Raw genomic sequence first — 20,499 nt, 5'->3', positions numbered from 1 at the left:
GTGCCGGCAGCGAGAACTTCTGCCAGCCGAAAAAAATGCAGACGCCAAAGCAGGCGTCTGCGTTTTTTATGCGGAAAGCGGCCTCAGACGTCCGCCTGAATTTGGTCCAAGTGCTCCTGCAGATGCTCCAGGAACAGCTCGGCCGCCTTGGAGAAAATCCTGGATTTTTTCCAGACCAGGTACATCCGCAGCTCCAGCCTCGGCTCCAGGGGCCGGAAGCAGAGATGGCTGCCGGTGGTATTCACCAGCTTGTCCAGGGCAAGGGCATACCCCATCCCCTCATCCACCATCAGGGAGGCATTGTAGATCAGATTGTAGGTGGCGACCGTATGGAGCTCCGGCGGCTCCTTCCGGAGCCAGCGGTACAGCCCGCTCTTATTGTCCACCTGCCGGGAGAGGAGCAGCGGCTTGTCCCACAGATCCCGGGGCGCGATGGTTTCCCGCCCGGCCAGGGGGCTGTCCCGCCGCATCAGGACGCCCCAGGTATCCCTCATGGGCAGCTCGATATAGTGATACCTGTTCTTGTCCATGTCCCCCAGGAGGACTCCGAAATCCAGCAACCCCTTGTCTAGCCGCTCACACACGTCCACCGCGTCACCGCTGACGATGTGAAAGCGGATGCCGGGGTGCTTTTCCTGCAGCTCCTTTGCAGCTCTGGCAAGCTGACGCACCCCATCGGTCTCGCCGGTACCGATATAGACATCCCCGCTGATGGTCTCCTCCGACCACATGACCTCTTTTTCTGTCCGGCTCACCAGTTCCAGGATCTCCTCCGCCCGCTTCCGCAGCAGCATGCCGTCCTCGGTGAGGGTGATCTTCCGGCTGCCCCGGATCATCAGCTGTTTGCCCAGCTCCTCCTCCAGCTCCTTGAGCTGCCGGGAGAGGGTGGGCTGGGTCAGGTGGAGAGACTGGGCGGCCGCCGAGATACTCTGCTCCCGCGCCACAGCCAGGAAATATTGCAGCACACGCAATTCCATTCGCTTCACCTCCGAATGGTCTGATGATAGCACAGAGTAGATATAGTTTTCAAGCATACTAAGATATTCTATATAGGTATTTGTTATCCAACTTCACGAGTGCTACAATAAAACCAGAAATTCTATGGATCGGAAGTGCAATATGGATTTAGAAGCATTTTTGGAGCATCTGAACAGCGGAAAGCCGGTGCCGGGCGGCAGCGAGGCCCATCAGTTCATGCACGGCGTCAGCCAGGAGGCGCTGCGTCTCACCGCCGAGATCAACGGAAGCTACCATACGCCGGAGGAGCTGCGCTGCCTCTTCTCCCAGCTGATCGGCGCTCCGGTGGACGAGACCTTCGGGCTGTTCCCACCCTTTTATACCGACTGCGGCAAAAACATCCACATTGGCTCCCATGTCTTTATCAACATGGGCTGTAAGTTCCAGGATCAGGGCGGTATTTTCATTGGGGACGGCGCACTGATCGGACACAACGTAGTTTTGGCCACATTGAACCATGCCATGTCCCCCAAGGATCGCGGCAGCATGATCCCCGCTCCCATCCACATCGGGAACCATGTCTGGATCGGCTCCAATGCCACCATTCTGCCCGGTGTGACCATCGGAGACGGGGCCATCGTGGCGGCTGGTGCCGTGGTGACCAAAGACGTTCCGGAAAACACCATTGTGGGCGGCGTGCCCGCCAAAATCATACGGCATTTAAGCGAGGAGGAGATCAACCATGCATTCGAAATATAACGGCTATTCCTTCCCCCTGCGGGATACTGTCCGGCGGGAAAAGGTACGCTTCCACAACCGCTACGGCATCGAGCTGGCAGGTGATCTGTACCTGCCCAAAGAGACGGAAGGCAAGCTGGCCGCCCTGGCGGTGGCCGGTCCCTTCGGCGCGGTGAAGGAGCAGTGCGCCGGGCTGTACGCCGAGGAGCTGGCCAGCCGCGGCTTTGCGGCGCTGGCCTTTGACCCCTCCTTTATTGGAGAGAGCGGCGGCGAGGTCCGCAATGTGGCCTCCCCCGACATCAACACCGAGGACTTCTCCGCCGCGGTGGACTTCCTCTCCACCCGGGACTTTGTAGACCCGGAACAGGTGGGCATCCTGGGGATCTGCGGCTGGGGCGGCATGGCCCTCAACGCCGCTGCCATGGATACCCGCATCAAGGCCACCGTCACCTCTACCATGTACGACATGACCCGGGTAAATGCCAAGGGCTACTTTGACGCCGCCGACAGCCCCGACACCCGCTATGAGATGAAGCAGGCCCTCAACGCCCAGCGGACGGCAGACTACAAGAGCGGCACCTATGCCCGCGCGGGCGGTGTGGTGGACCCTCTGCCCGAGGACGCGCCCTTCTTTGTGAAGGACTATTACGACTACTACAAGACGGAGCGGGGTTATACCGAGCGGTCCCTCAACTCCAATGCCGGCTGGAACACCACCTCCACCCTGTCCTTCCTGAACATGCCGATCCTGCGGTACAGCAATGAGATCCGCAGCGCGGTGCTGGTCATTCACGGCGAAAAGGCCCACTCCTGCTATTTCAGCAAGGACGCCTTTGCCGACATGGTAAAGGACAATCCCGATACCGAGAACAAGGAACTGCTCCTCATCCCCGGCGCGGTCCATACCGACCTCTACGACCGAAAGGACATCATTCCCTTTGACCGGATCGAGGCGTTCTTCCGGAAATATTTGAAGTAAACACCTGCGGGAGGAGGGATTTTTTTGAGACTTCTCTGCATACTTCTCGCCGTCCTTGGGATTTCCGCCTGCGGGAGCAGCGCTGTCCCGGCAGACTCCGGCAGTCCTCCGCCACAGGCGGTGGTTTCCGGTACCGAGAGCCCCATTCCCCATCCCTCCGCGGAAGTTCAGCCCAGTGAGGAGGAACCTATGTTACACATCACGGTGGGCAGCCATGAGCTGCTGGCTACCTTTGAGGATAACCCCTCCGCCCGGGAGTTCCAGACCCTTCTGACTCAGGGACCGCTGACCATTGAAATGGAGGACTACGGTGGCTTCGAGAAGGTCGGCCCGCTGGGCACAACGCTGTCCCGGAGCGATCAGCAGATCACGACGGAGCCGGGCGACGTGATCCTCTACCAGGGCAATCAGATCACCATTTACTATGGCTCCAACACCTGGAGCTTTACCCGGCTGGCCCGGATCACAGATCCCGCCGGCTTACCGGAGAAGCTGGGCGACGGAGCTGTGCAGATCACATTTTCGCTTGCATAGGAGGTACTTGATATGGCAGTGAAACAGACCGCGGGCCGAGACGCTTTGGGGGAGTTTGCTCCCCAATTCGCTCAACTGAATGACGATGTGCTCTTCGGCCAGGTGTGGAGCCGGGAGAATCAGCTGTCCCTGCGGGACCGCTCCCTGGTCACCGTGGTCGCCCTCATGGCGCAGGGGCTGGTGGACAGCTCCTTCCAGTACCACCTGACCACGGCCCGGCAAAATGGCATCACCCGGGAAGAGATCGCGGAGATCCTCACCCACGCCGCCTTTTACGCCGGTTGGCCCAAGGCCTGGGCCGCCTTCCGCATGGCAAAGGAGGTCTGGGCAGAGGATGTGCCCCAGGACGGCAAGGCGCAGCATCAGCAGGAGATGGTCTTCCCCATCGGCGCCCCCAACGACGGCTTTGCCCAGTATTTTGTGGGCCAGAGCTACCTGCACCCCCTCTCCACCAGTCAGGTGGGAGTGTACAATGTGACCTTTGAGCCCGGCTGCCGCAACAACTGGCACATCCACCACGCCGATCAGGGTGGTGGACAGATCCTCCTCTGTGTGGCCGGACAGGGCTGGTACCAGGAGTGGGGCAAGGCGCCCCGGGCGCTGCGTCCCGGCGATGTGGTCAACATCCCCACCGGCGTAAAGCACTGGCACGGCGCGGCCTCGGACCAGTGGTTCTCCCATCTGGCCCTGGAGGTCCCCGGCGAGAACTGCTCCAACGAATGGCTGGAGGCAGTCACCGACGAGGTGTACCGCAGCCTGGACTGAGCTTCCCTTTCGTCTTTCTTCCAAAAATGACCCCCTATCTGTAAATCAGATAGGGGGTCATTCTATCGGTCAGTTCCTATCCTTGCCAAGCAGAGGAAGATTCGATATAATCCGGTTGTAAAATGGTCATGAGTCCTGCTCTCCGGGATCACGGGGTCCCGGAGGCATCTCATCCATAGAAAACAGTGAGGGAGAACGAGAGATGGAGCTTCGTACATTGGTGGAACGGGCCAAGACGGGAGACCCGGCAGCGATGGGAGAACTGTATCAGGCGACCAATCAGAGAGTCTATGCACTGGCCTTGCGGCTGACCGGCAATCCGGACGAGGCCATGGATGTGGTGCAGGAGAGCTATCTGTCCGCCCTGCAAAATCTGGAGGGACTCCGGAATCCCGACGCCTTTCTCAGTTGGATCTTCCAGATCGCCGCCAATCGCTGCCGCAAGCTCCACAACCAGGCCCGCCGCTTTGCCTCCCCTGGGTCGGAGGACGAGGAGACAGACTATTTTGACGCGCTCCCCGATCCGGATGAAAAGCTTCTTCCGGAAGCGGTCGTAGACAGTGGGGAGACCCGGCGCTTGATGGCCGAACTGGTGGACAGTCTGCCCGAGGCCCAGCGGGAATGTGTCATCCTCTACTATTTTTCCCAATGCTCTGTGGAGCAGATCGCCCAGATCCAGGCCTGCACACAGGGAACGGTAAAAAGCCGCCTGAACTACGGGCGGAAAAAGCTGAAGGAGGGAGTCCTGGCCCTGGAGGCCCGGGACGGCATCCGCCTGCACTCCCTGGTGCCCATTGGTCCTCTCTTCGCCTGCGTGGGATCGGAAGTGCCCGACCCGGACTCGCTCCTCCATATCTGGCAGAACATTGCAGCTGGCATGGGTACCGCAGGCGTGGCTACCGCCTCCGCCGGGGCAGCCTCCACGGCAGCGGGCAGCCAGACCGCAGCGGGTGGTGCAAGTGCCGCGGCCAAGGGTGCGGTCGGAGCGGTGAAGCTGAAGATCGCGGCTGGTGTAACGGCGGGCGCGGTCCTGGCCGGCGGCACAGGGATCGCCCTCAGCCAGCCGGCGGTGACCTTCTCAGATCCAGTCTTCGAGCAGAACATCCGGATCATTCTGGACAAGCCTTCCGGGGCCATTCGAGCGAGCGATCTGGAGCAGATCAAACAGCTCTGGATCCTGGACGACGGCATGACAACAAAAACATCGGGGGAAGCCCTCCAGGGCACTCAGCTGGTGAGCAGTCTGGAGGACATCACCCTTCTCTCTGAACTAAGCCGGATTGACTACCAAGTGACAGACGGGGGTGCCCTGCTGGACTCTCTGCCGGAGCAGGAGTCCATCCAGACAGCTTGGGTCAACACGGATGAGCTGGACGCGCCCGGTATCGAGGACCTGTCCTTTCTGGAGCGCCTGCCCAATCTGCGCGCCCTGTATCTCCACACAGAACCTGGGATAGACCTTACTCTGCTTGAAACCAAGACCTCGCTGATGGGTCTGTCCCTGTTTTCAGAGAGCGACACCACCCTGGATGTCTCCCAGCTGACCCAGCTGCGTTTTCTGGATTACTGGGGGGATTCGGACATCGACATCACACTGGAGACCACGGCGGAACTCCCCTATCTGAAGATCCTGACCCTGCCCGGCGGTTCCAACTTTCTGACTCCCTTGGACATTCTGTCCTATATGCCCGCCCTGGAATATGTGAATCTCAATGCGGTAGAAGACACCGATCTGACGCCAGTGGCCCAGCTGACCCAACTGCGCGGGATCGAACTCTCCTACGACGGCCCCCCGGTGGATCTGACGCCGCTGCTCCAGTGCCCCAGCCTGGAGATGTGCTTTGTTCCGAATCAATATGATGGAATGACCATCCCGCCCGAGCTTCCACTGGGCACGTTGGAGCAGATTAAAGCCATCGAGGCAGAGATTTTCCAGGAAATCGGCGAGGAAATCCGGGGCTAACCTTCAAAACTCCGCCTTAAAAATAGAAAAAATAAAACCGTCCCCCACCCCTTCCGCCTCTTACTGGTGTGGGCAGAAATGCTCCCGCCGGCGGCGGTAAGACGGACACAGAAAACATGGGAGGTGCCTTCTCCTGGAGGAGCGGCCTTCAAAAAACAGATTTTTCCGTCCCCGCCGCCGGAATCCTTTCCATGCTGCACACCCCCCTCGATAACAGCGCGCCGCCCCCGCCGAACGATCTGGCAGGGGCGGCGCTTTTCCTTTTTCAGGCCGATCCCATATGTATCACTTCAGCATGGCCTGAAGGGCAGCTCTGGTTTCATCCCGGTGATTGGTCACAGATACGGTATCTCCCCCCAAAGCCTCCATACGGACATTGCGCGCGGCCGCTGCCTCGTACTCCGCCTGGGTAGTCTCTGTGGTGTGCGAGAGGTAGTAGAAGGTATGGCTGCCACCCGAGAAATCTCCTCCGCCGATGCTTTCATACTCAATGCCCAGCTCTCCGGTGGCAGTATCCCGGCACAGATACCAGTTCAGCGCACCTCCGGCCCAGATCCCGGTCTCCTTGCTCATGAGTTTCCCGTTCTGCCAATAGTAGAGGTTGGCCGAAAAAGAGTCCAGAACGAACAGCTCCTCCATCCCGTCTCCATTCAGATCGATCAGCTGGGCCTGCGCAAGGCTGGCATAATTGGAGGAATTGAGCTTTTCCAGCATGGCCGCCGCCATTTTGGACCGCTCCGTCTGGACGGAGCCGCGGCCGGCCTCCAGAAGGGCATTGCCCGCCTCGATCACGTTGGTGCAGCGTTCGCTCTCCTCAAAGCCGGGATAGCACAGCTCATTGAGGGTCGGGCTGGCCTGCTCCGATCCCCAGTCCCCCTTCTTCGGCTCGGTGTACTCCACCAGTTCTCCGTTGAAGAAAGTATAGTACTCGTTGCTGATGTCGTTCCCATAGCCCGTGGTGTCGTTTGTCTCCCACTCCGTATATAGCACCCGGCCATCCTTCAGCCAGCTCACACGGCCGCCGCTGGCGCTGCCGTCCCAGCAGTCACAGAGCATCTGGACCTTACCGTTGACATAGCCGTAGACCACCGGCGCATATGCTCCAACCCCGGGTGCGGGACGGCTGACCACCAGATAGGGGTTCCCGTTGTTCTCCAGGTCGGCCAGAAACACATCCGTCTCCTCCGGCGTCTCATACATATCTCCGCACTCATCCAGGAGCTTTTGCCCATAGGCCTCCATCTGCTTCTGGGACATGGTGCACTTGCTCCGGTCTCCGTAGTAGGTGACCCGCTGCAGGGCCTTTTTCGCCTCCTGGCTGAGGCCGCTCTCCTCCGTATATCCCTTAGAGCTGTCCACCACAATGGCGTTCGCCGCGGCGTCCCACTCCACCGAGCAGTTAAGGAGCTTTCCCACATCTCTCAGCTTGACGAAGTTGTTTCCGCCGATGTCATAAGCGGTCAGCGCGATCTCCTTTCCGCCATAGAGGAAGGTATTGAAGCTGGGGGTGGCCTTTCCCGCGCCGGCAGAGGAGGTCAGCGTATGCCCCGCCATGCTGTACGCCCGATTGGGGACGATCTTCACCGCCCCCATCCCATCGTCCCAGGTCACATCAAACTGCTTGTGGCTGTCCGAGAGGACATAGGCCAGATCTCTGAGTTTGAAGTAGTTGTTCTGCTTGATGGTATAGGCTGACAAGCGTACTTCCTTTCCATCCACGTAGATCTTGCTCTGATTGGGTGCGGCCTGAATGGAGGTTGCCGCCGAGGCCACAGGTGAAAGCCCCATACACAGTGCCAGTGTCAAGCAGATTCCCTTTGCATTCTTCATGTTCTCTTCTCTCCTCTTTTTGATAAAATCTTCTCTATCCGCAAAACGGAAACGGGTAGGTCAGGCCGGTAGGAAGCATGGCGTCAGTTGCCTCCTGTCATCATGGCGCGCAGCTCTTCCAAGCTCTCCTCCACCTGACTGTCTCCGTTGAGGATATCCTCGATTACCTCATATCGGGCGCAGTTGGCCTCATAGGCCGCATACAGCCGGTCATACTCCTCCTGGCTGGATTCATCGCCCGGCCCGATCCCCATGGAAAAGGAGTCCGTCCGGTCGGCAAAGGTACAGGTATGCTGCTGTGGGCCCTGATACTCCACCATCTGTAAGGCGTATTCCCCGCTGCTTTTCTCCCGCACCAGAGATACTGCGGCATCCAGTCCGGTTCCGAGCCAATTGGCCTGGATCTGTCCGTCCGCCCACTGCACCAGGAAGGCATTGGTGTATGAGGTGTCGTTTTGGGAGACGAGGATGAGCTCCTTCATGCCGTCTCCGTTCATATCCAGAAGGCGGGCATAGTCCAGCGTGAGTCCCCACGGCATCTCCGGGTCGCTGATATCGGAGAGGGTCCCCATCTGATCCAGCTCCATCATGATATTATACATGTCTTTTGCCATGCGCTCCTCCTCGGTGTGCTCGGCGGCATATGCACCCTGAGAGGCATCCCCGTCGGTGAGGGCCGCCCGGTATTGGTTGAGGTATTGGATCATCTCGCTGGGAGAACAGGCGCAGGCCACGACCTCCTCAAAGGAGCGGTATGGGAGATTCCGCTCGGTCTTCTCCTCCTCCACCGGCTCTTCCACGTCCCGGTTCGCCCACTCCTCCTCGGTATAGTAGTTTACTTCTCCATTCTCGATGATCTTCCATTCCCCCAGCTCATAGATATACTCCTCCAGGTAGGATTCGCTCTCCTCTACCCGGCCCTGGAGGAAGGTGTACACGCTTCTGCTGTGGCTATCCGCCCCGGAAGAGCCACTCTCACACATCTTTACCTTGCCGTTCTCCGTCTCAAAGAGATAGCCCTCCTGCCGGCCGTTGTACGCCTCCTCGCCGATGATGCGCACCGGCTTTCCATACTCATCCCAGCCGTAGATCTCAAAGGAATTGTCCGCCAGGCTGCTGAAACAGTAGAGATATGGGAGACCTTCCCCCGAGAAATCTCCCAGCACCATCAGGGAGCGGTCGGTCTCGTAGTAGCTGTCATATCCCTGGACCGTGTAGGGGTCGTTCCAAAACACCACCTGATCCACCGGCTGACTGCATCCGCTGAAGGGCTCTATATCACCCTGGAGTCCATGGGCGATCAACAGACCCAGAAGGACCGCCTGATCCGCTGTCATCCGGCACTTGCTGATGTCCCCGTAATACGGCATGGCGGAGAGCACTTCGGCAGCCGCCTGTCTGGAACGCTCCGTCTCCAAAGCCTCTTTCAGGGTTCGATCCCCAGTCGCCTCTGCACCGCTCTGGAGCAGGGCGAGCAGCTTGTCCTCCTCTCCCATCTGCCGACACAGCTCGATCGCCTTCTGATACAGCTCCGCGTTGCCGCTGTCCCGCTGGATGGCCGCCTCATACTCCGCCAGGGCCGACGCATAGGCAGAAGTCTGCTCCTCACTTCCCTCTTCTGCCGCCTCTGCCATGGCCAGATAGACCTCCGCCCGGCCCTGATAGGCCTCCGGACGATCCGGGAGCAGGTCTGCCGCCTTTCCAAAGGTCTCCAGCGCCTGCTCATATTCCTGCCGGGATAAGCTGGCGGTCCCCTGCTCACAGTAGGCCGTGTACTTTTCCTCCTTGTCGCCGCACCCGCTCAGCAGCAGTACCGCGGCCACCAGCAGCCACACAAACCGTTTCATCTCTCATCTCTCCCCTTTTTCGGATTCATCCCTTGACCCACGTGAGTTCTGGTGCATCCTCCCGATAATACTCGATAAACGGCTCGAATCCCTCTCCGCAGTAGGTCACCGTGGCTGGGTAGGTAGCAATAATGTCCATATTGTCAAAATCCAGCTTTATGGGCTCCGGTGCGTCTCCCTGAAACAGGATCGACTCCCCCGACAGCCCATGGTGCCCAACACGCTTTACACTGGCCGGCACCGTCAATTCCGCAAGCTGTTCACACTCTGAAAATGCAGAACTTCCAATTTCCTCTATGGTATTTGGAAGCACCACGCGGCTCAAATTGCTACACCGCCTGAACGCCCCTTTTCCAATGGAGGTCACGCCCTCGGAAATATAAATCAGGCCAATTTCATCATCGATGTCCTCCCAAGGTCTGTCAGATAATTCGTAATGGGTCATCTCCCCCTCTCCGGAGATCACCAGCACGGAGTCTTTATAGTACCAGACCAGGTCCGCTCCGCACACACCCGCGGATTCCGCCGTCTCGGCGTTGACCGTCTTGACGATCGCCTCCATCTCCGGACTCAGGCCATCAGAGGTGCTCTTCTCATCGGACACAGCTGGTGTATTCTCTGCTCCCGCGGCAGACGCCGGGGCCGGGGTGTCTCCGCCGCAGGCCGTCAGCAGCAGACTCAGCGCGATGGTCAGGGTCGCAATGCTTGTAAATTTGTGTTGTTTCATACCTCATACTCCATTTCTCTCATGTTCTGATGTTACCGTCTCAGCTGTTTCTATCCGTAAGATCCCGTACCTCCCCCTCCGGTTTTATCTCTGGACAAATTTTTTCGAAAATTTTTCTGAGGTGCTGTGGGCATAAAAAAGCAGCAAACCTTTTTCAGACTTACTGCTTTATTTTTTATATGGAGTTCCTGAGGGCTCACTTTTTGATGGGATATTGTTTGACCAAGTATGATCCTATTTTATCAGGAATCGATTCTTTTTACCATCTCAAATTGTTTTGCTGCCGTTTTAAATCCAAGCGCGGCGAGCATTTCCAGGACCTCCCGCTCCTTTTGATCGATATTCTTTGCGGTGAGCGGATGAACCCTGGAGAGAAGGGATTGGATGACCGGCTTTAACTCCTCCACGCTGCGGCAGCCCAGCTGGAGGATCTGTCCATCCGCTTTTGAGAACACGCAAAAGGCGGACACCCCATCCTCTCTTCGATAGGCGACCTCATACAATTCGGGATTTCGTCGCAACAGGCCGGTGGAATGCTCATAAGAGGGCCCGATCTTCCGGCACTGCCCCACGTGGTCCAGATCAAACCGGTCGAACTCCATATATTCCACCCTGCCCTGCTCTCCGCTCCCTGTGGGTGCACTCGCGCGAAGAACTGCAAACTCTCTCGTAACCGAAAAGCCCTGCTTTTTGTACAGGCGGATGGCCCCCTCATTTTGCTGCAGCACTTCCAGATAATAAGATTTGATCTGTGCTTGCCTCAGCACTTGCTCGGCCAACGAAAACAGGTCGGTAGAGATTCCCTTGCCCCGATGCTCCGGAACCACTCCCGTTCCCACATTGAACACCGCTTCCTGGCCATGATAGAGGCCGCAGGAATGGAGCATAAATCCCACCATTTGGTCCCCATAAAAGGCTCCGAAGGACCGGCTTTCATCCACACCGCTTGTCCGGAAGAGATGGGCCAGCTCTGCCTCGGTCAGGCAGAGCGGAATATCATAATCTGAAAAAGCAAGGTTGAGGCAAGCGGCGATTTCCCCCAGCGGGACATCTTCTAACGTTTGATAGCGATACACAGATGGTACCCCCCTCCCAGATCACGCCAGGATCTCCACACGGCTGCCGCCGGACTTGTCCTTTGTGACCACGATCTGTTTGTCGATCTTCTCCTTCAGCTCTGCCACATGGGAGATGATTCCCACCAGGCGTTTCCCCTCCGTGAGGGCAGTGAGCGCGCGAAGGGCCTGCTGGAGGGATTCCTCATCCAGAGACCCGAACCCCTCGTCCACGAACATGGTATCCAACTGAATCCCCCCGGCGGCCGACTGGATCTCATCTGAGAGGCCCAGGGCCAGGGAGAGGGACGCCTTGAAGGACTCACCGCCGGAGAGGGACTTGACACTGCGCTCCGAACCATTGTAATGGTCTATAACGTCCAGCTCCAGGCCGCTCTGGCTGCGGTTGTTCTCCGCCTCCCGGCGGCGCTTGAGTTCATACTGTCCTCCGGACATGACCAGCAGCCGGAGATTGGCCCGCTGCAATATGCGGTCAAAGAAGGTCATCTGGATGTAGGTCTCCAGCGCGATCTTCTCTTTGCCCTGGAGATTGCCGTTGACCGTGTTGGAGAGGGTCCGCACCCAGGCATACCGTTTCTCCAGCTTCGCCAGATCCGCCGCTTTCTCCTGCATATTCCGCAGAGCGGTCTCATTGGCCATCCAACGGGCATGGATCGCCTTCTGGGCCTGAAGCCGCTCCCCGCGCTGCCGGGTCAGCTCCTCCCCGCGCAGCTGCTGGGCCTGGACATCCACCTTCTGGCTGTTCTCCAACAGGTGGTTCAGTTCCTGAATGGCCGCGTCAGCCTTGGTCAGCTCTTCCTCACAGGTCTTTGCGGTCTCCTCAGCCCGCTTCCGTACATCGGCAAGCCGCTGGATCTCCTCTCCCAGCGCGGTCATCTTCCCCTGGGCCGCCTCCATATCCGGGTAGTGGAGCTGGGTGTGCAGGTTCTGGAGCTGCCCGGTGATCTCCTCTTTGCGGGTCTGAGCGCCTGCCCGCTCCTCCCGCAGTCTGGCGGCAGAGTCTTCCGCCTTTCGGAGTTCCTGCTCCGCCAGTGGGATCTGTCGGTCCAACTCCTGTTTCCGCCGGATCTTTTCCTGGAGAAGCTGTTCCTGTGCTCCCATCCGGGCGAGCACGCTTCCCACCTGCTTCAGCTCCCCGTCGATCCGCCCGGGAGCCTCCTCCAGCGGACACCCTTCCAGATGCGCTGTGATCTCGCGGTGCAGGGCTTGCTCTATCTGCTCCCGCTGGCCGTCCAGCACGCCTCGGGCCACCTCTGCCTGTCCCAGGGCCTCCCGCAGCTCTTCCTGCTGCCCTTCCAGAGCTGCCAGAGCGATCTCCTGCTGCTGGATCGCCTGCTCCAGCTCGGCCCGGTGGGTCAGCTGTGCCTCCAGCGCCAGCAGCCCCCTGTGGAGCTGGGAGAGCTCTTCTGCCACGGCCTTCCGGCAGGCAGCCAGCTGCTCCTCCGCCTCTGCAAGGGATGGCGCCTCGATATGTGCCGCCATCCGGCTCAGAAGCTGTCCCTCCCGCTCTTCCAAGGCGGCGTGGGCTCTGCCAGCGGCCAGGCTCTTCTCCTGTGCCTCCCGCTGGGCCGTCTCCAACTCAGCCTTCGCCTGTTCCAGCTCAACCTCTGTGGGTGCCCCGCCGGACAGCCGGGCCGGGGAGGGATGATGGCAGGAACCGCACACGGGGCAGGGTTCCCCCTCCGTCAGTGCCTGGGCCAGTACTCCGGCCTGCTCGTCCAAAAAGGCCCGGTTCTTCCTGCGAAAATCTGCCTCCAGCCCTTCGGCCCGTCCTCTGGACCGCTCATAGGCAGCCAGCGCCGTCTCGCGGGCCTTTTTTGCCTGGGTACAATCCGCCAACAGGGCCGCCAGCTCCTGCAAGGCACGCTCTTTCTCCCGGGCCCGCTCCTGACGGCGGAGGAGCGCTTGTTTTTCCTCCGCCAAGCCCTGCGACGCCTGGTAAGTCTCCCGGTCGGCTTGCAGGGTTCCCTTCTTTTCCAGCAGGTCGGCAGCGGCCCGCTCCTGCTGACGGGCAAGTGTTACCCGCCGCGCCTCCCCTGCTGCCAGCTGCCGGAGGCATTCCTGCCACGCCTTGATTTGACTTCCCAGAGCTTCCAGGTTGGACTTACGGCGCTCCGCCTCCTCCCGCTCCCGGAGCAGGCGCTCCTGCTCGGTCTCCGTGCCGGCCAGGCTACCAAGCTCCTCTTTCCACCGTTCCAGTTCCCGCGCCTTACTCTGGCAGGCCTCCTCCTGACGGGCCAGACTCTGCTCCAGATCGACCATCCTTTGGGTCAGGACGGTGAGCGCGTGCTCTTTTTCTGACAGCTCCCGGTACCGGGGCAGCTCCGCTTCCAGGGCGGCCAGCTCCCGGCTCAGCGCCTCCTGCTGAGGTGCTTTCTGCTGCTCTGCCTCCAGCGCCCGCTGTGCCCGCTCCACCTGGGGCAGCAATTCCTCCCGGGCTTTGCAGACAGCCGCCAGCTTCTCACGGGTCTTCTGGGCCTCCTCCGCCTTTCCCAGCAGGGCGGCAGTCTCTTTGAGCTCCTCGTCCAGCCCGTCCAGGATCTTTTGGACGCGCTGTTCCTCTTCACGGTCCTGACCGATCAGCTGCTCGATCAGCTCCACGGTCTCCTCAAAGGACAGCTCCCCCGCCTGGGCCCGCTGGAGGTCGGGCCAGCGGACGTGGTCCTCGGGACAGACCGTCCCTCCGATATACTGCTGTACACTGGAGCGGGCGGCTTCACAGTCCCGCTGGAGCCTTCCGGCCTCCTGCTTCATCCGCTCCTGGAACACCATGTAGTATCGGGTCTGGAAGATCTCCCGAAAGATCTCCTGGCGGCTCTTGGTGTCGGCCAGCAGCAGCTTGAGGAAATCCCCCTGGGCGATCATGGCGATCTGGGCAAACTGGCTGCGGTCCAGGCCAATGATCCCGATGATCTCCCGGTTGACCTCCCGGGCTTTCGTGACCAGGCGCCCATCTGGTAGGGTGAGCTCCGCGTCGGCCTTCTGAACGGTGGTGCCGCCGCCCCGCTTGGCGGGACGCTCATACTCCGGATTCCGGCGGACGGTGTAGGTCTTGCCCCCGTAGGAAAAGATCAGCTCCACCTCGGTGGGGGTATCCGGCTGGGCGTACTTGGAGCGAAACATGGATGGGTCCCGGTTATCGCCGCTGGGCTCTCCGTAGAGGGCGTAGGTGATGGCGTCAAAGATGGTGGTCTTGCCGGCGCCGGTGTCACCGGTGATGAGATAGAGCCCCTGCTCCCCCAGCCGTTCCAGGTCGATGACCACCCTTCCCGCATAGGGCCCAAAGGCGGATACCGTCAGCTTCAGCGGTCTCATGCTTCTCCCTCCCAGATCTGTTCCATCAGGCTCCGGGCAAAGGCGCGCTGCTCCTCGCCCATGGGCTGCCCGTTCTGCTTCTCGTAAAACTCCTCCAGCAGCGCCAGGGGAGACTTCTTTTGCACATCCTCTGCACCGTCCAGCGAAATCGCGGTCCGGGTGCGCTGATTGTCATAGTCCAGCTTCATCAGGTTGGGATAGAGGATGCGCAGCTTGCGCACCGCATCGGGGACGTCCTCCTCATCGGTGAGGGTGATATGGACATAGTCCCGCGGATAGCTTGTCCCCTCATAAAAGCCGCGGAAGGTCAGCTCCTCGTAGGTGCCCCGCAGCTCCACCAGATCCCGCATGGGGGTCAGCGGTACGGTTCGGATGGATACGTTTCCCTTTTCCAGCAGCTCCACCACGGTCACGGATTTCTGGTGCCCGGCCTCGGAAAAGGAGTATTTCAGGGGCGTACCGCAGTAGCGCACCGTCTCCCGCCCCACCTGCTGGGGACCATGGATGTGCCCCAGGGCCACATAGTCAAACGGCGCAAAGACAGACACATCCACATTGTCGGAGCCCCCCACCGAGATCTCCTCCGAATCGCACCGGGCGGCCCCGGTGACAAACTGATGGGTCACCAGTACATTCCGCTGGGCAGTGTCCACCCCCATGGCCTCAATGGCGGCGGCCATGGCCTGGGTATAGGTGGAGATCTCCCGCTCCGGGAAGCACCGCCGGACATGAGCCGGTTTCACGAAGGGCAGCAGATAGAGGTGCACCGGTCCGTACTCATCCGTAAAGGTGAAAGGCTTCACAACTCCGTCATACACAGGCGCCAGATACACCCCGCTCCGGGCCATAAGCCGACCGCCGAAAGCGATGCGCTCCGGCGAGTCGTGGTTCCCGCTGATGACAAAGACCTGCACGCCCCGTTCGGACAGGCGCACCAGGAAGTCGTCCAGCAGGGCCACCGCCTCTGCGGAGGGCACGGATTTATCATAGACATCCCCGGCGATCAGGACGCCGTCCGGCTGTTCCTGGTCGATGATCCGGAGGATTTCCGCCAGGATATACTGCTGGTCTTCCAGCATGGAAAACTCGTTGACCCGCTTGCCCAGATGCAGGTCCGAGAGATGGATCCATTTCATGGTACAATTCCCCCTGTATGTGGTGGATATTACCATCATTATACCGGGGATACATCCACCGCGCAAGGATGCGATTGGCAGTCTCGCCGGTCGCATCGAGTTCCTGCGTATCCGCGCAGATTCGACAAGCGCTCCCTTTTCTGAAAAGTAATTTTCAGAAATCTGCACAGTTGAAAAAAGGAATCTTCATATAAAAAATGCAATGAAAATAAATTTCACAAATGTTACAATGGATTCAGCAATATGCCGGAAGATCACAAAAAACGTCTCCCATCATGTGACACTTTCTACAAGGAAGACAGATGTTCCAAGGCAGGCAGAAAGGAGGAATGGCAAAACATCCTGCTGTATGGCAGATATCACACCAGAAAGAAAGGAAAATATTATGAAACACACGTTTCGAAAGCTGGCATCGGTCCTGACCGCCCTTTGTATGCTGGTTTCCCTGTTCCCCGCGGCGCTGGCCGCACTTCCGGTCGCTTACGAGTATGTGCAGGACACCGACGGAGTGGACTCCGGCGCGGTGTACGCCATTTACTACGGCGGAACCAGCAACGGAAGCATCCTCTATCATACCGGCAGCGGTACCACCGACCAGGTGGGCGGCACGGTCGCCGGCGACACGCTGACCCTCAACGGCGGCTTCGCCGTCTCCCGTCAGCTGTGGACCATCGTTTCCGCAGAGGGCGGCTATACTCTCCAGAGCGTGGACAGCGGCCGCTATCTGGATCTGTCCCAGCCCACCAGCAGCAAAGTCAACACTGCCCAGGAGGCGGTGACCCTGACCATCTCACTGCTGGAGGATGGCACCTATACGGTGACCCATACTTCCGGAAATGCCCTCTCGCACGGCACCTCCGGCCAGTATTATTCCAGCAGCTCCGCCACTCCCCTGTATTTCTACAAGCAGACCGAGGTGGAGCCCAGCATGGCCCCCGGAGCCCCCTCCGGCTCCAGCGCTGGTCAGCCCTTCGTAAAAGAGGACACCAACAGCACGCATTTCCGTATCCCCGCCCTGCTGACCCTGGACAACGGCTGGATCGCGGCGGCCTCCGACATCCGCTGGCGCACAGACGGCGACTCCCCTCAGAATCTGGACACCATCGTCAGCCTCTCCAAGGACGGCGGCGCCACTTGGGATTGGAACGTGGTCAACTACTACGACGATATGGCTGACGACGCCACCGGCCAGACCAGCGCTTCCTTCATCGATCCCTCCATCCTTCAGGCCGAGGACGGCACCGTCCACATGGTGGTGGATGCCTGCCCCTCCTATGTGGGTCTGATGTACGGAAATCAGATGGGCTGGGAGAGCTCCGGCTTTGACGATGCAGGCCGCCTGCTGGTGACCCTGGGCACGGCCGGCGGCAACGCCTCCAAGAAGGTCGCTGACTATACCTATTATGCGGATATCAACAACCCCTCCGCCGGTGCAGAACAGGTCGTTGGCGGTGAAGCGATTACCCTTTACCCCATTTGCAAGGCAGAGGACGACAGCCAGACCGGCGCCTGGGTGGACGCCTGGCTGAACGTGTATACGGAAGAGGACGGTGTCATCACCCCCGATCTGTGCCTCCAGCTGCAGAGCTCCGACGCAGTGCAGAGCAACCTCTTCTACCGCAACTCCCAGTGGAAAGCCTACCCTGTGTTCTACATCATGCACCGCTCCGCCGACGTTACCGCGGACGGTCTGGTGTGGAGCGATCCCCAGTTCCTGGACATCAAGCTGTCCGAGGATGAGGCCTTTACCGGCGTGTGTCCCGGCCGTGGCCTCTCCTTCCAGTATGAGGGCCATGAGCGCCTGGTGTTCCCCCTGTATGACAATGCCACCGGCACCGAGCTGGCCAGCGTCATTTACTCCGATGACGGCGGTCAGACCTGGACGCGCGGCCAGCATAACGCCGACCTGAACGGCGTGGGCAAGACCAGCGAGTCTCAGGTGGTCCTTCTGCCCGACGGCACGCTCCGGATGTACTCCCGCAATACCATCCACTACATCAGCTACGCCGACTCCACCGACGGCGGCGAGACCTGGGGCACCTGCCAGAAGGACATGGCCCTGGGCAGCCGGAACCCCGGCAACGGCTGCATGGTTTCCTTCATCAACCTGGACGGCATTCTGGTGGGTCCGGACAACACCATCTATGAGAATCTGATCCTGGCCTCCTACCCGGTGGTACAGCGGAAACAGGGTGTGGTGCGCATCGGCTATGTGGACGGCGAGAACGTGGTCCACTGGCTCAATGACGATGAACCGCGCTATCAGGGCGCCGGCAATTTCAGCTACTCCTGTGTGACCCAGCTGCCCGAGGGGGACGCCTTCGGTATCCTCTATGAGTATGGCAATGAGACCAATACCATCCAGTATGAGACCCTCACGGTAAACGACCTGCTGGGTCAGGACTGGTATCTGCTCAGCGGTACGGAGAATCTGCCCTCCATCTCTCTGGATCGGGCCGTTGTGGATCTGAAGGCCGGTGAAACCGCCAAGCTCACCGCTACCTATACCCCCACCGGCGCAGAAGTGACCTGGACCTCCAGCAATCCCGCTGTGGCCACCGTGGAAGGCGGTGTGGTCACCGCCGTGGCCCCTGGCACCTCCACCATCACCGCCTCCGTCACCTCCAGCGGCATTACCCGCACCGCCTCTGCCGACGTGGCCGTCCAGGGGAACGAGGGCGTGATCTTGCCCGACCGGTACACCGATCAGATGGAGGAGAACTATCACGAGGCATCCACCACCTATGCGCTGGACGACGACGGTATCGATTCCGGCAGCGTATACGCCATCTTCCACAGCAACAGTAACCGGATCCTGTACCACGCCAGCGGCAGCACCACCAGCGATCAGGTGACCGGTAGCGTCTCCAATGGCCTCCTCAACCTGGACAGCGGCTACCTCGTCACCCGTCAGACCTGGACGGTCACCGGGGATGCGGAGAGCGGCTATACCATCCAGAGCTGTGAAGCGGATGGCCGCTACCTCAACCTGAACACCGCCACTAATGCCGGCAGCAAGGTACCTGTCACCGATGAGTCCCAGGCTCTGACTATCACCCCCGTGGACGGCTCCGCCGGCTCCTACACGGTCAGTCGGATGGTGGGCGATCAGACCCTCTACCTGGCCCACGAGAACGGTACCAAGCAGCACTATGCGGGTACTGAGGCCGTCCCCTTCCAGTTCTACCACCAGGTCATCACCGAGGCCGGCTACACCTACACCACCTCTGCCGACGGTCTGAACGCCCTGATCGCCGACCTGTCCACACTGAAGGAGTCTGATTACACCGCCAGCAGCTGGGCGGCTCTTCAGAATGCACTGACCGCCGCCCGTGCAGTTGCCAAGAGCGAGATCTTTGATAGCCAGGAGGCCGCCCAGGCTGCCCAGGCCGTCGTCGATCAGGCTGCCAAGGACCTGTACGCGGCCAAGCTCGGTCTGACAGAGTCCAGCGGCGATTCCGGTTCGGGCGGTTCCAGCTCCGGCGGCGGCTCTGCCGGTGTGACCCGCTATACCATCACGGCCAGCGCTGGCGAGGGCGGCTCCATCACCCCCAGCGGCAGCGTGTCCGTCAACTACAACAGCGACAAGGCCTTTACCATCACCGCCGACGAGGGCTTCGAAATCGCCGATGTGGTGGTGGATGGCAAGAGTGTGGGCGCGGTGGCCAGCTACACCTTTGAAAACGTCCGCACCAATCACACCATTAAAGCTACTTTTGCAAAGAGCATCGACGAGGGCGATACCCCGCTGGGCGACCTGCCCTTCACCGATGTGGCTGCCGATGCCTGGTATGCCGAGGCGGTGTCCTATGCAGTGGAAAAGGGTCTGATGACTGGAACGTCTTCTACGACCTTCTCCCCCGAGATGACCTTTACCCGATCCATGATGGCTCAGATCCTCTACAATCTGGAGGGTAAGCCCAGCCTGGATAACGAGATCCTGGGCTATCCCTACGCCGATGTGGCGGGCGATACTTGGTATGCAGACGCCGTGTATTGGGCCCGGCTGAAGGGTCTGATCAGCGGTTACTCGGATGAGAAGTTCGGTCCCAACGATTCCATCACCCGGGAGCAACTGGTATCCATTCTGTACCGCTATGCCAGCTACAAGCAGCAGGACGTCAGCGCAGCGGCAGATCTGAGCGTCTTCTCTGACGCGGAGCATATCTCGCCCTGGGCGGCGGACAGCCTGAAGTGGGCCGTAGCCGAGGGGATCCTCTCCGGCAAGGGCAACGGACAGCTGGACCCCACCGGCACCGCCAGCCGCGGCGAAGTCGCGCAGATGTTCTGGAATTACATGAAATAATCGGGTATATGAGTCGCAGCTCCTCCCCCTTTCGCTCGGTGACGAGGAACCCCTAAGTAACCATGGAGTAATGCCAAAAGGCTTCCTTGAAAACTCGCTGCAACCGGATATACTCATCGGATACGAGCGCATAGTATCCGCTCACTTCATTCATGCTCTCGCATTTTTGTCCATGACAGGCGAACTCCTGTCATGGACTTTTTTATTTTCCTTTGCGAAATTTTTCAAAACTTTTTTCCTCATTTCTTTTCAAAAAAGGTTGGTATCCCACGTCATTTTATTTTTTATCCAAATTCCAAATAATCTCATTCCAAACATATCGAAAA

The 20,499-nt window shown here is 59.6% G+C and carries 13 protein-coding genes; 6 read left to right on the top strand and 7 right to left on the bottom strand.

Going from position 1 to position 20,499, the window contains the following annotated elements:
* Nucleotides 1–83: 83 nt before the first annotated feature.
* Entirely contained in the window at nucleotides 84–977 is an 894-nt protein-coding gene (locus I2C21_RS04010; RefSeq protein WP_193539234.1) for a LysR family transcriptional regulator, read from the bottom strand.
* Nucleotides 978–1,119: 142 nt separating this feature from the next.
* Between I2C21_RS04010 and I2C21_RS04005 the strand changes: the two genes are divergently transcribed.
* From I2C21_RS04005 to I2C21_RS03985, 5 genes are all read left to right on the top strand, one after another.
* Nucleotides 1,120–1,716 carry a sugar O-acetyltransferase gene (locus tag I2C21_RS04005; protein ID WP_195278574.1) on the top strand — a complete coding sequence of 199 codons (597 nt, stop codon included), beginning with the start codon at nucleotides 1,120–1,122 and terminating at the stop codon, nucleotides 1,714–1,716.
* Nucleotides 1,700–2,674, top strand: a complete 975-nt coding sequence (locus I2C21_RS04000; RefSeq protein ID WP_195278573.1) for an alpha/beta hydrolase — start codon at nucleotides 1,700–1,702, stop codon at nucleotides 2,672–2,674. Before I2C21_RS04005 ends, I2C21_RS04000 begins: the two co-directional genes overlap by 17 nt.
* A gap of 189 nt (nucleotides 2,675–2,863) precedes the next feature.
* Nucleotides 2,864–3,208 (top strand): cyclophilin-like fold protein, encoded by a 345-nt coding sequence (locus I2C21_RS03995; protein ID WP_286167201.1) that lies wholly within the window; start codon nucleotides 2,864–2,866, stop codon nucleotides 3,206–3,208.
* A 12-nt stretch (nucleotides 3,209–3,220) separates the two neighbouring features.
* Entirely contained in the window at nucleotides 3,221–3,973 is a 753-nt protein-coding gene (locus I2C21_RS03990) for a carboxymuconolactone decarboxylase family protein (protein WP_186963798.1), read from the top strand.
* A gap of 202 nt (nucleotides 3,974–4,175) precedes the next feature.
* Nucleotides 4,176–5,936, top strand: coding sequence for an RNA polymerase sigma factor (locus tag I2C21_RS03985; protein ID WP_195278571.1), 1,761 nt, complete (start codon nucleotides 4,176–4,178; stop codon nucleotides 5,934–5,936).
* A 285-nt stretch (nucleotides 5,937–6,221) separates the two neighbouring features.
* Here I2C21_RS03985 and I2C21_RS03980 read toward each other — a convergent pair whose 3' ends face one another.
* From I2C21_RS03980 to I2C21_RS03955, 6 genes are all read right to left on the bottom strand, one after another.
* Nucleotides 6,222–7,766: a hypothetical protein gene (locus tag I2C21_RS03980; protein WP_195278570.1), complete on the bottom strand. Its 1,545-nt coding sequence runs from the start codon at nucleotides 7,764–7,766 to the stop codon at nucleotides 6,222–6,224.
* A gap of 83 nt (nucleotides 7,767–7,849) precedes the next feature.
* The gene (locus I2C21_RS03975) at nucleotides 7,850–9,613 is read right to left on the bottom strand and encodes a tetratricopeptide repeat protein (RefSeq protein WP_195278569.1); all 1,764 of its coding nucleotides are present in this window, start codon (nucleotides 9,611–9,613) and stop codon (nucleotides 7,850–7,852) included.
* Between the two features lie 25 nt (nucleotides 9,614–9,638).
* Entirely contained in the window at nucleotides 9,639–10,340 is a 702-nt protein-coding gene (locus I2C21_RS03970) for a leucine-rich repeat domain-containing protein (protein ID WP_195278568.1), read from the bottom strand.
* Between the two features lie 242 nt (nucleotides 10,341–10,582).
* Nucleotides 10,583–11,416, bottom strand: coding sequence for a GNAT family N-acetyltransferase (locus I2C21_RS03965; protein WP_195278567.1), 834 nt, complete (start codon nucleotides 11,414–11,416; stop codon nucleotides 10,583–10,585).
* Between the two features lie 21 nt (nucleotides 11,417–11,437).
* On the bottom strand, nucleotides 11,438–14,731 hold the full coding sequence (locus I2C21_RS03960) for an AAA family ATPase (RefSeq protein ID WP_195278566.1): 3,294 nt from the start codon (nucleotides 14,729–14,731) through the stop codon (nucleotides 11,438–11,440).
* On the bottom strand, nucleotides 14,728–15,867 hold the full coding sequence (locus tag I2C21_RS03955) for an exonuclease SbcCD subunit D (protein WP_195278565.1): 1,140 nt from the start codon (nucleotides 15,865–15,867) through the stop codon (nucleotides 14,728–14,730). Before I2C21_RS03955 ends, I2C21_RS03960 begins: the two co-directional genes overlap by 4 nt.
* A gap of 385 nt (nucleotides 15,868–16,252) precedes the next feature.
* Between I2C21_RS03955 and I2C21_RS03950 the strand changes: the two genes are divergently transcribed.
* On the top strand, nucleotides 16,253–20,173 hold the full coding sequence (locus I2C21_RS03950) for an S-layer homology domain-containing protein (RefSeq protein WP_195278564.1): 3,921 nt from the start codon (nucleotides 16,253–16,255) through the stop codon (nucleotides 20,171–20,173).
* The last annotated feature ends 326 nt before the right edge of the window (nucleotides 20,174–20,499 follow it).

It is taken from the genome of Clostridium sp. J1101437_171009_A5 (genome assembly GCF_015547905.1).
Classification (GTDB): domain Bacteria; phylum Bacillota; class Clostridia; order Oscillospirales; family Oscillospiraceae; genus Pseudoflavonifractor_A; species Pseudoflavonifractor_A gallinarum.
This window is presented reverse-complemented; position numbering and strand designations above follow the sequence as displayed.

Coding starts and splice junctions, on each gene's coding strand:
- I2C21_RS03995 (WP_286167201.1), top strand. CDS start 2,864: ATGTTACACATCACGGTGGGCAGCCATGAGCTGCTGGCTACCTTTGAG.
- I2C21_RS04000 (WP_195278573.1), top strand. CDS start 1,700: ATGCATTCGAAATATAACGGCTATTCCTTCCCCCTGCGGGATACTGTC.
- I2C21_RS03970 (WP_195278568.1), bottom strand. CDS start 10,340: ATGAAACAACACAAATTTACAAGCATTGCGACCCTGACCATCGCGCTG.
- I2C21_RS03950 (WP_195278564.1), top strand. CDS start 16,253: ATGAAACACACGTTTCGAAAGCTGGCATCGGTCCTGACCGCCCTTTGT.
- I2C21_RS04010 (WP_193539234.1), bottom strand. CDS start 977: ATGGAATTGCGTGTGCTGCAATATTTCCTGGCTGTGGCGCGGGAGCAG.
- I2C21_RS03975 (WP_195278569.1), bottom strand. CDS start 9,613: ATGAAACGGTTTGTGTGGCTGCTGGTGGCCGCGGTACTGCTGCTGAGC.
- I2C21_RS03990 (WP_186963798.1), top strand. CDS start 3,221: ATGGCAGTGAAACAGACCGCGGGCCGAGACGCTTTGGGGGAGTTTGCT.
- I2C21_RS03955 (WP_195278565.1), bottom strand. CDS start 15,867: ATGAAATGGATCCATCTCTCGGACCTGCATCTGGGCAAGCGGGTCAAC.
- I2C21_RS03960 (WP_195278566.1), bottom strand. CDS start 14,731: ATGAGACCGCTGAAGCTGACGGTATCCGCCTTTGGGCCCTATGCGGGA.
- I2C21_RS04005 (WP_195278574.1), top strand. CDS start 1,120: ATGGATTTAGAAGCATTTTTGGAGCATCTGAACAGCGGAAAGCCGGTG.
- I2C21_RS03985 (WP_195278571.1), top strand. CDS start 4,176: ATGGAGCTTCGTACATTGGTGGAACGGGCCAAGACGGGAGACCCGGCA.
- I2C21_RS03980 (WP_195278570.1), bottom strand. CDS start 7,766: ATGAAGAATGCAAAGGGAATCTGCTTGACACTGGCACTGTGTATGGGG.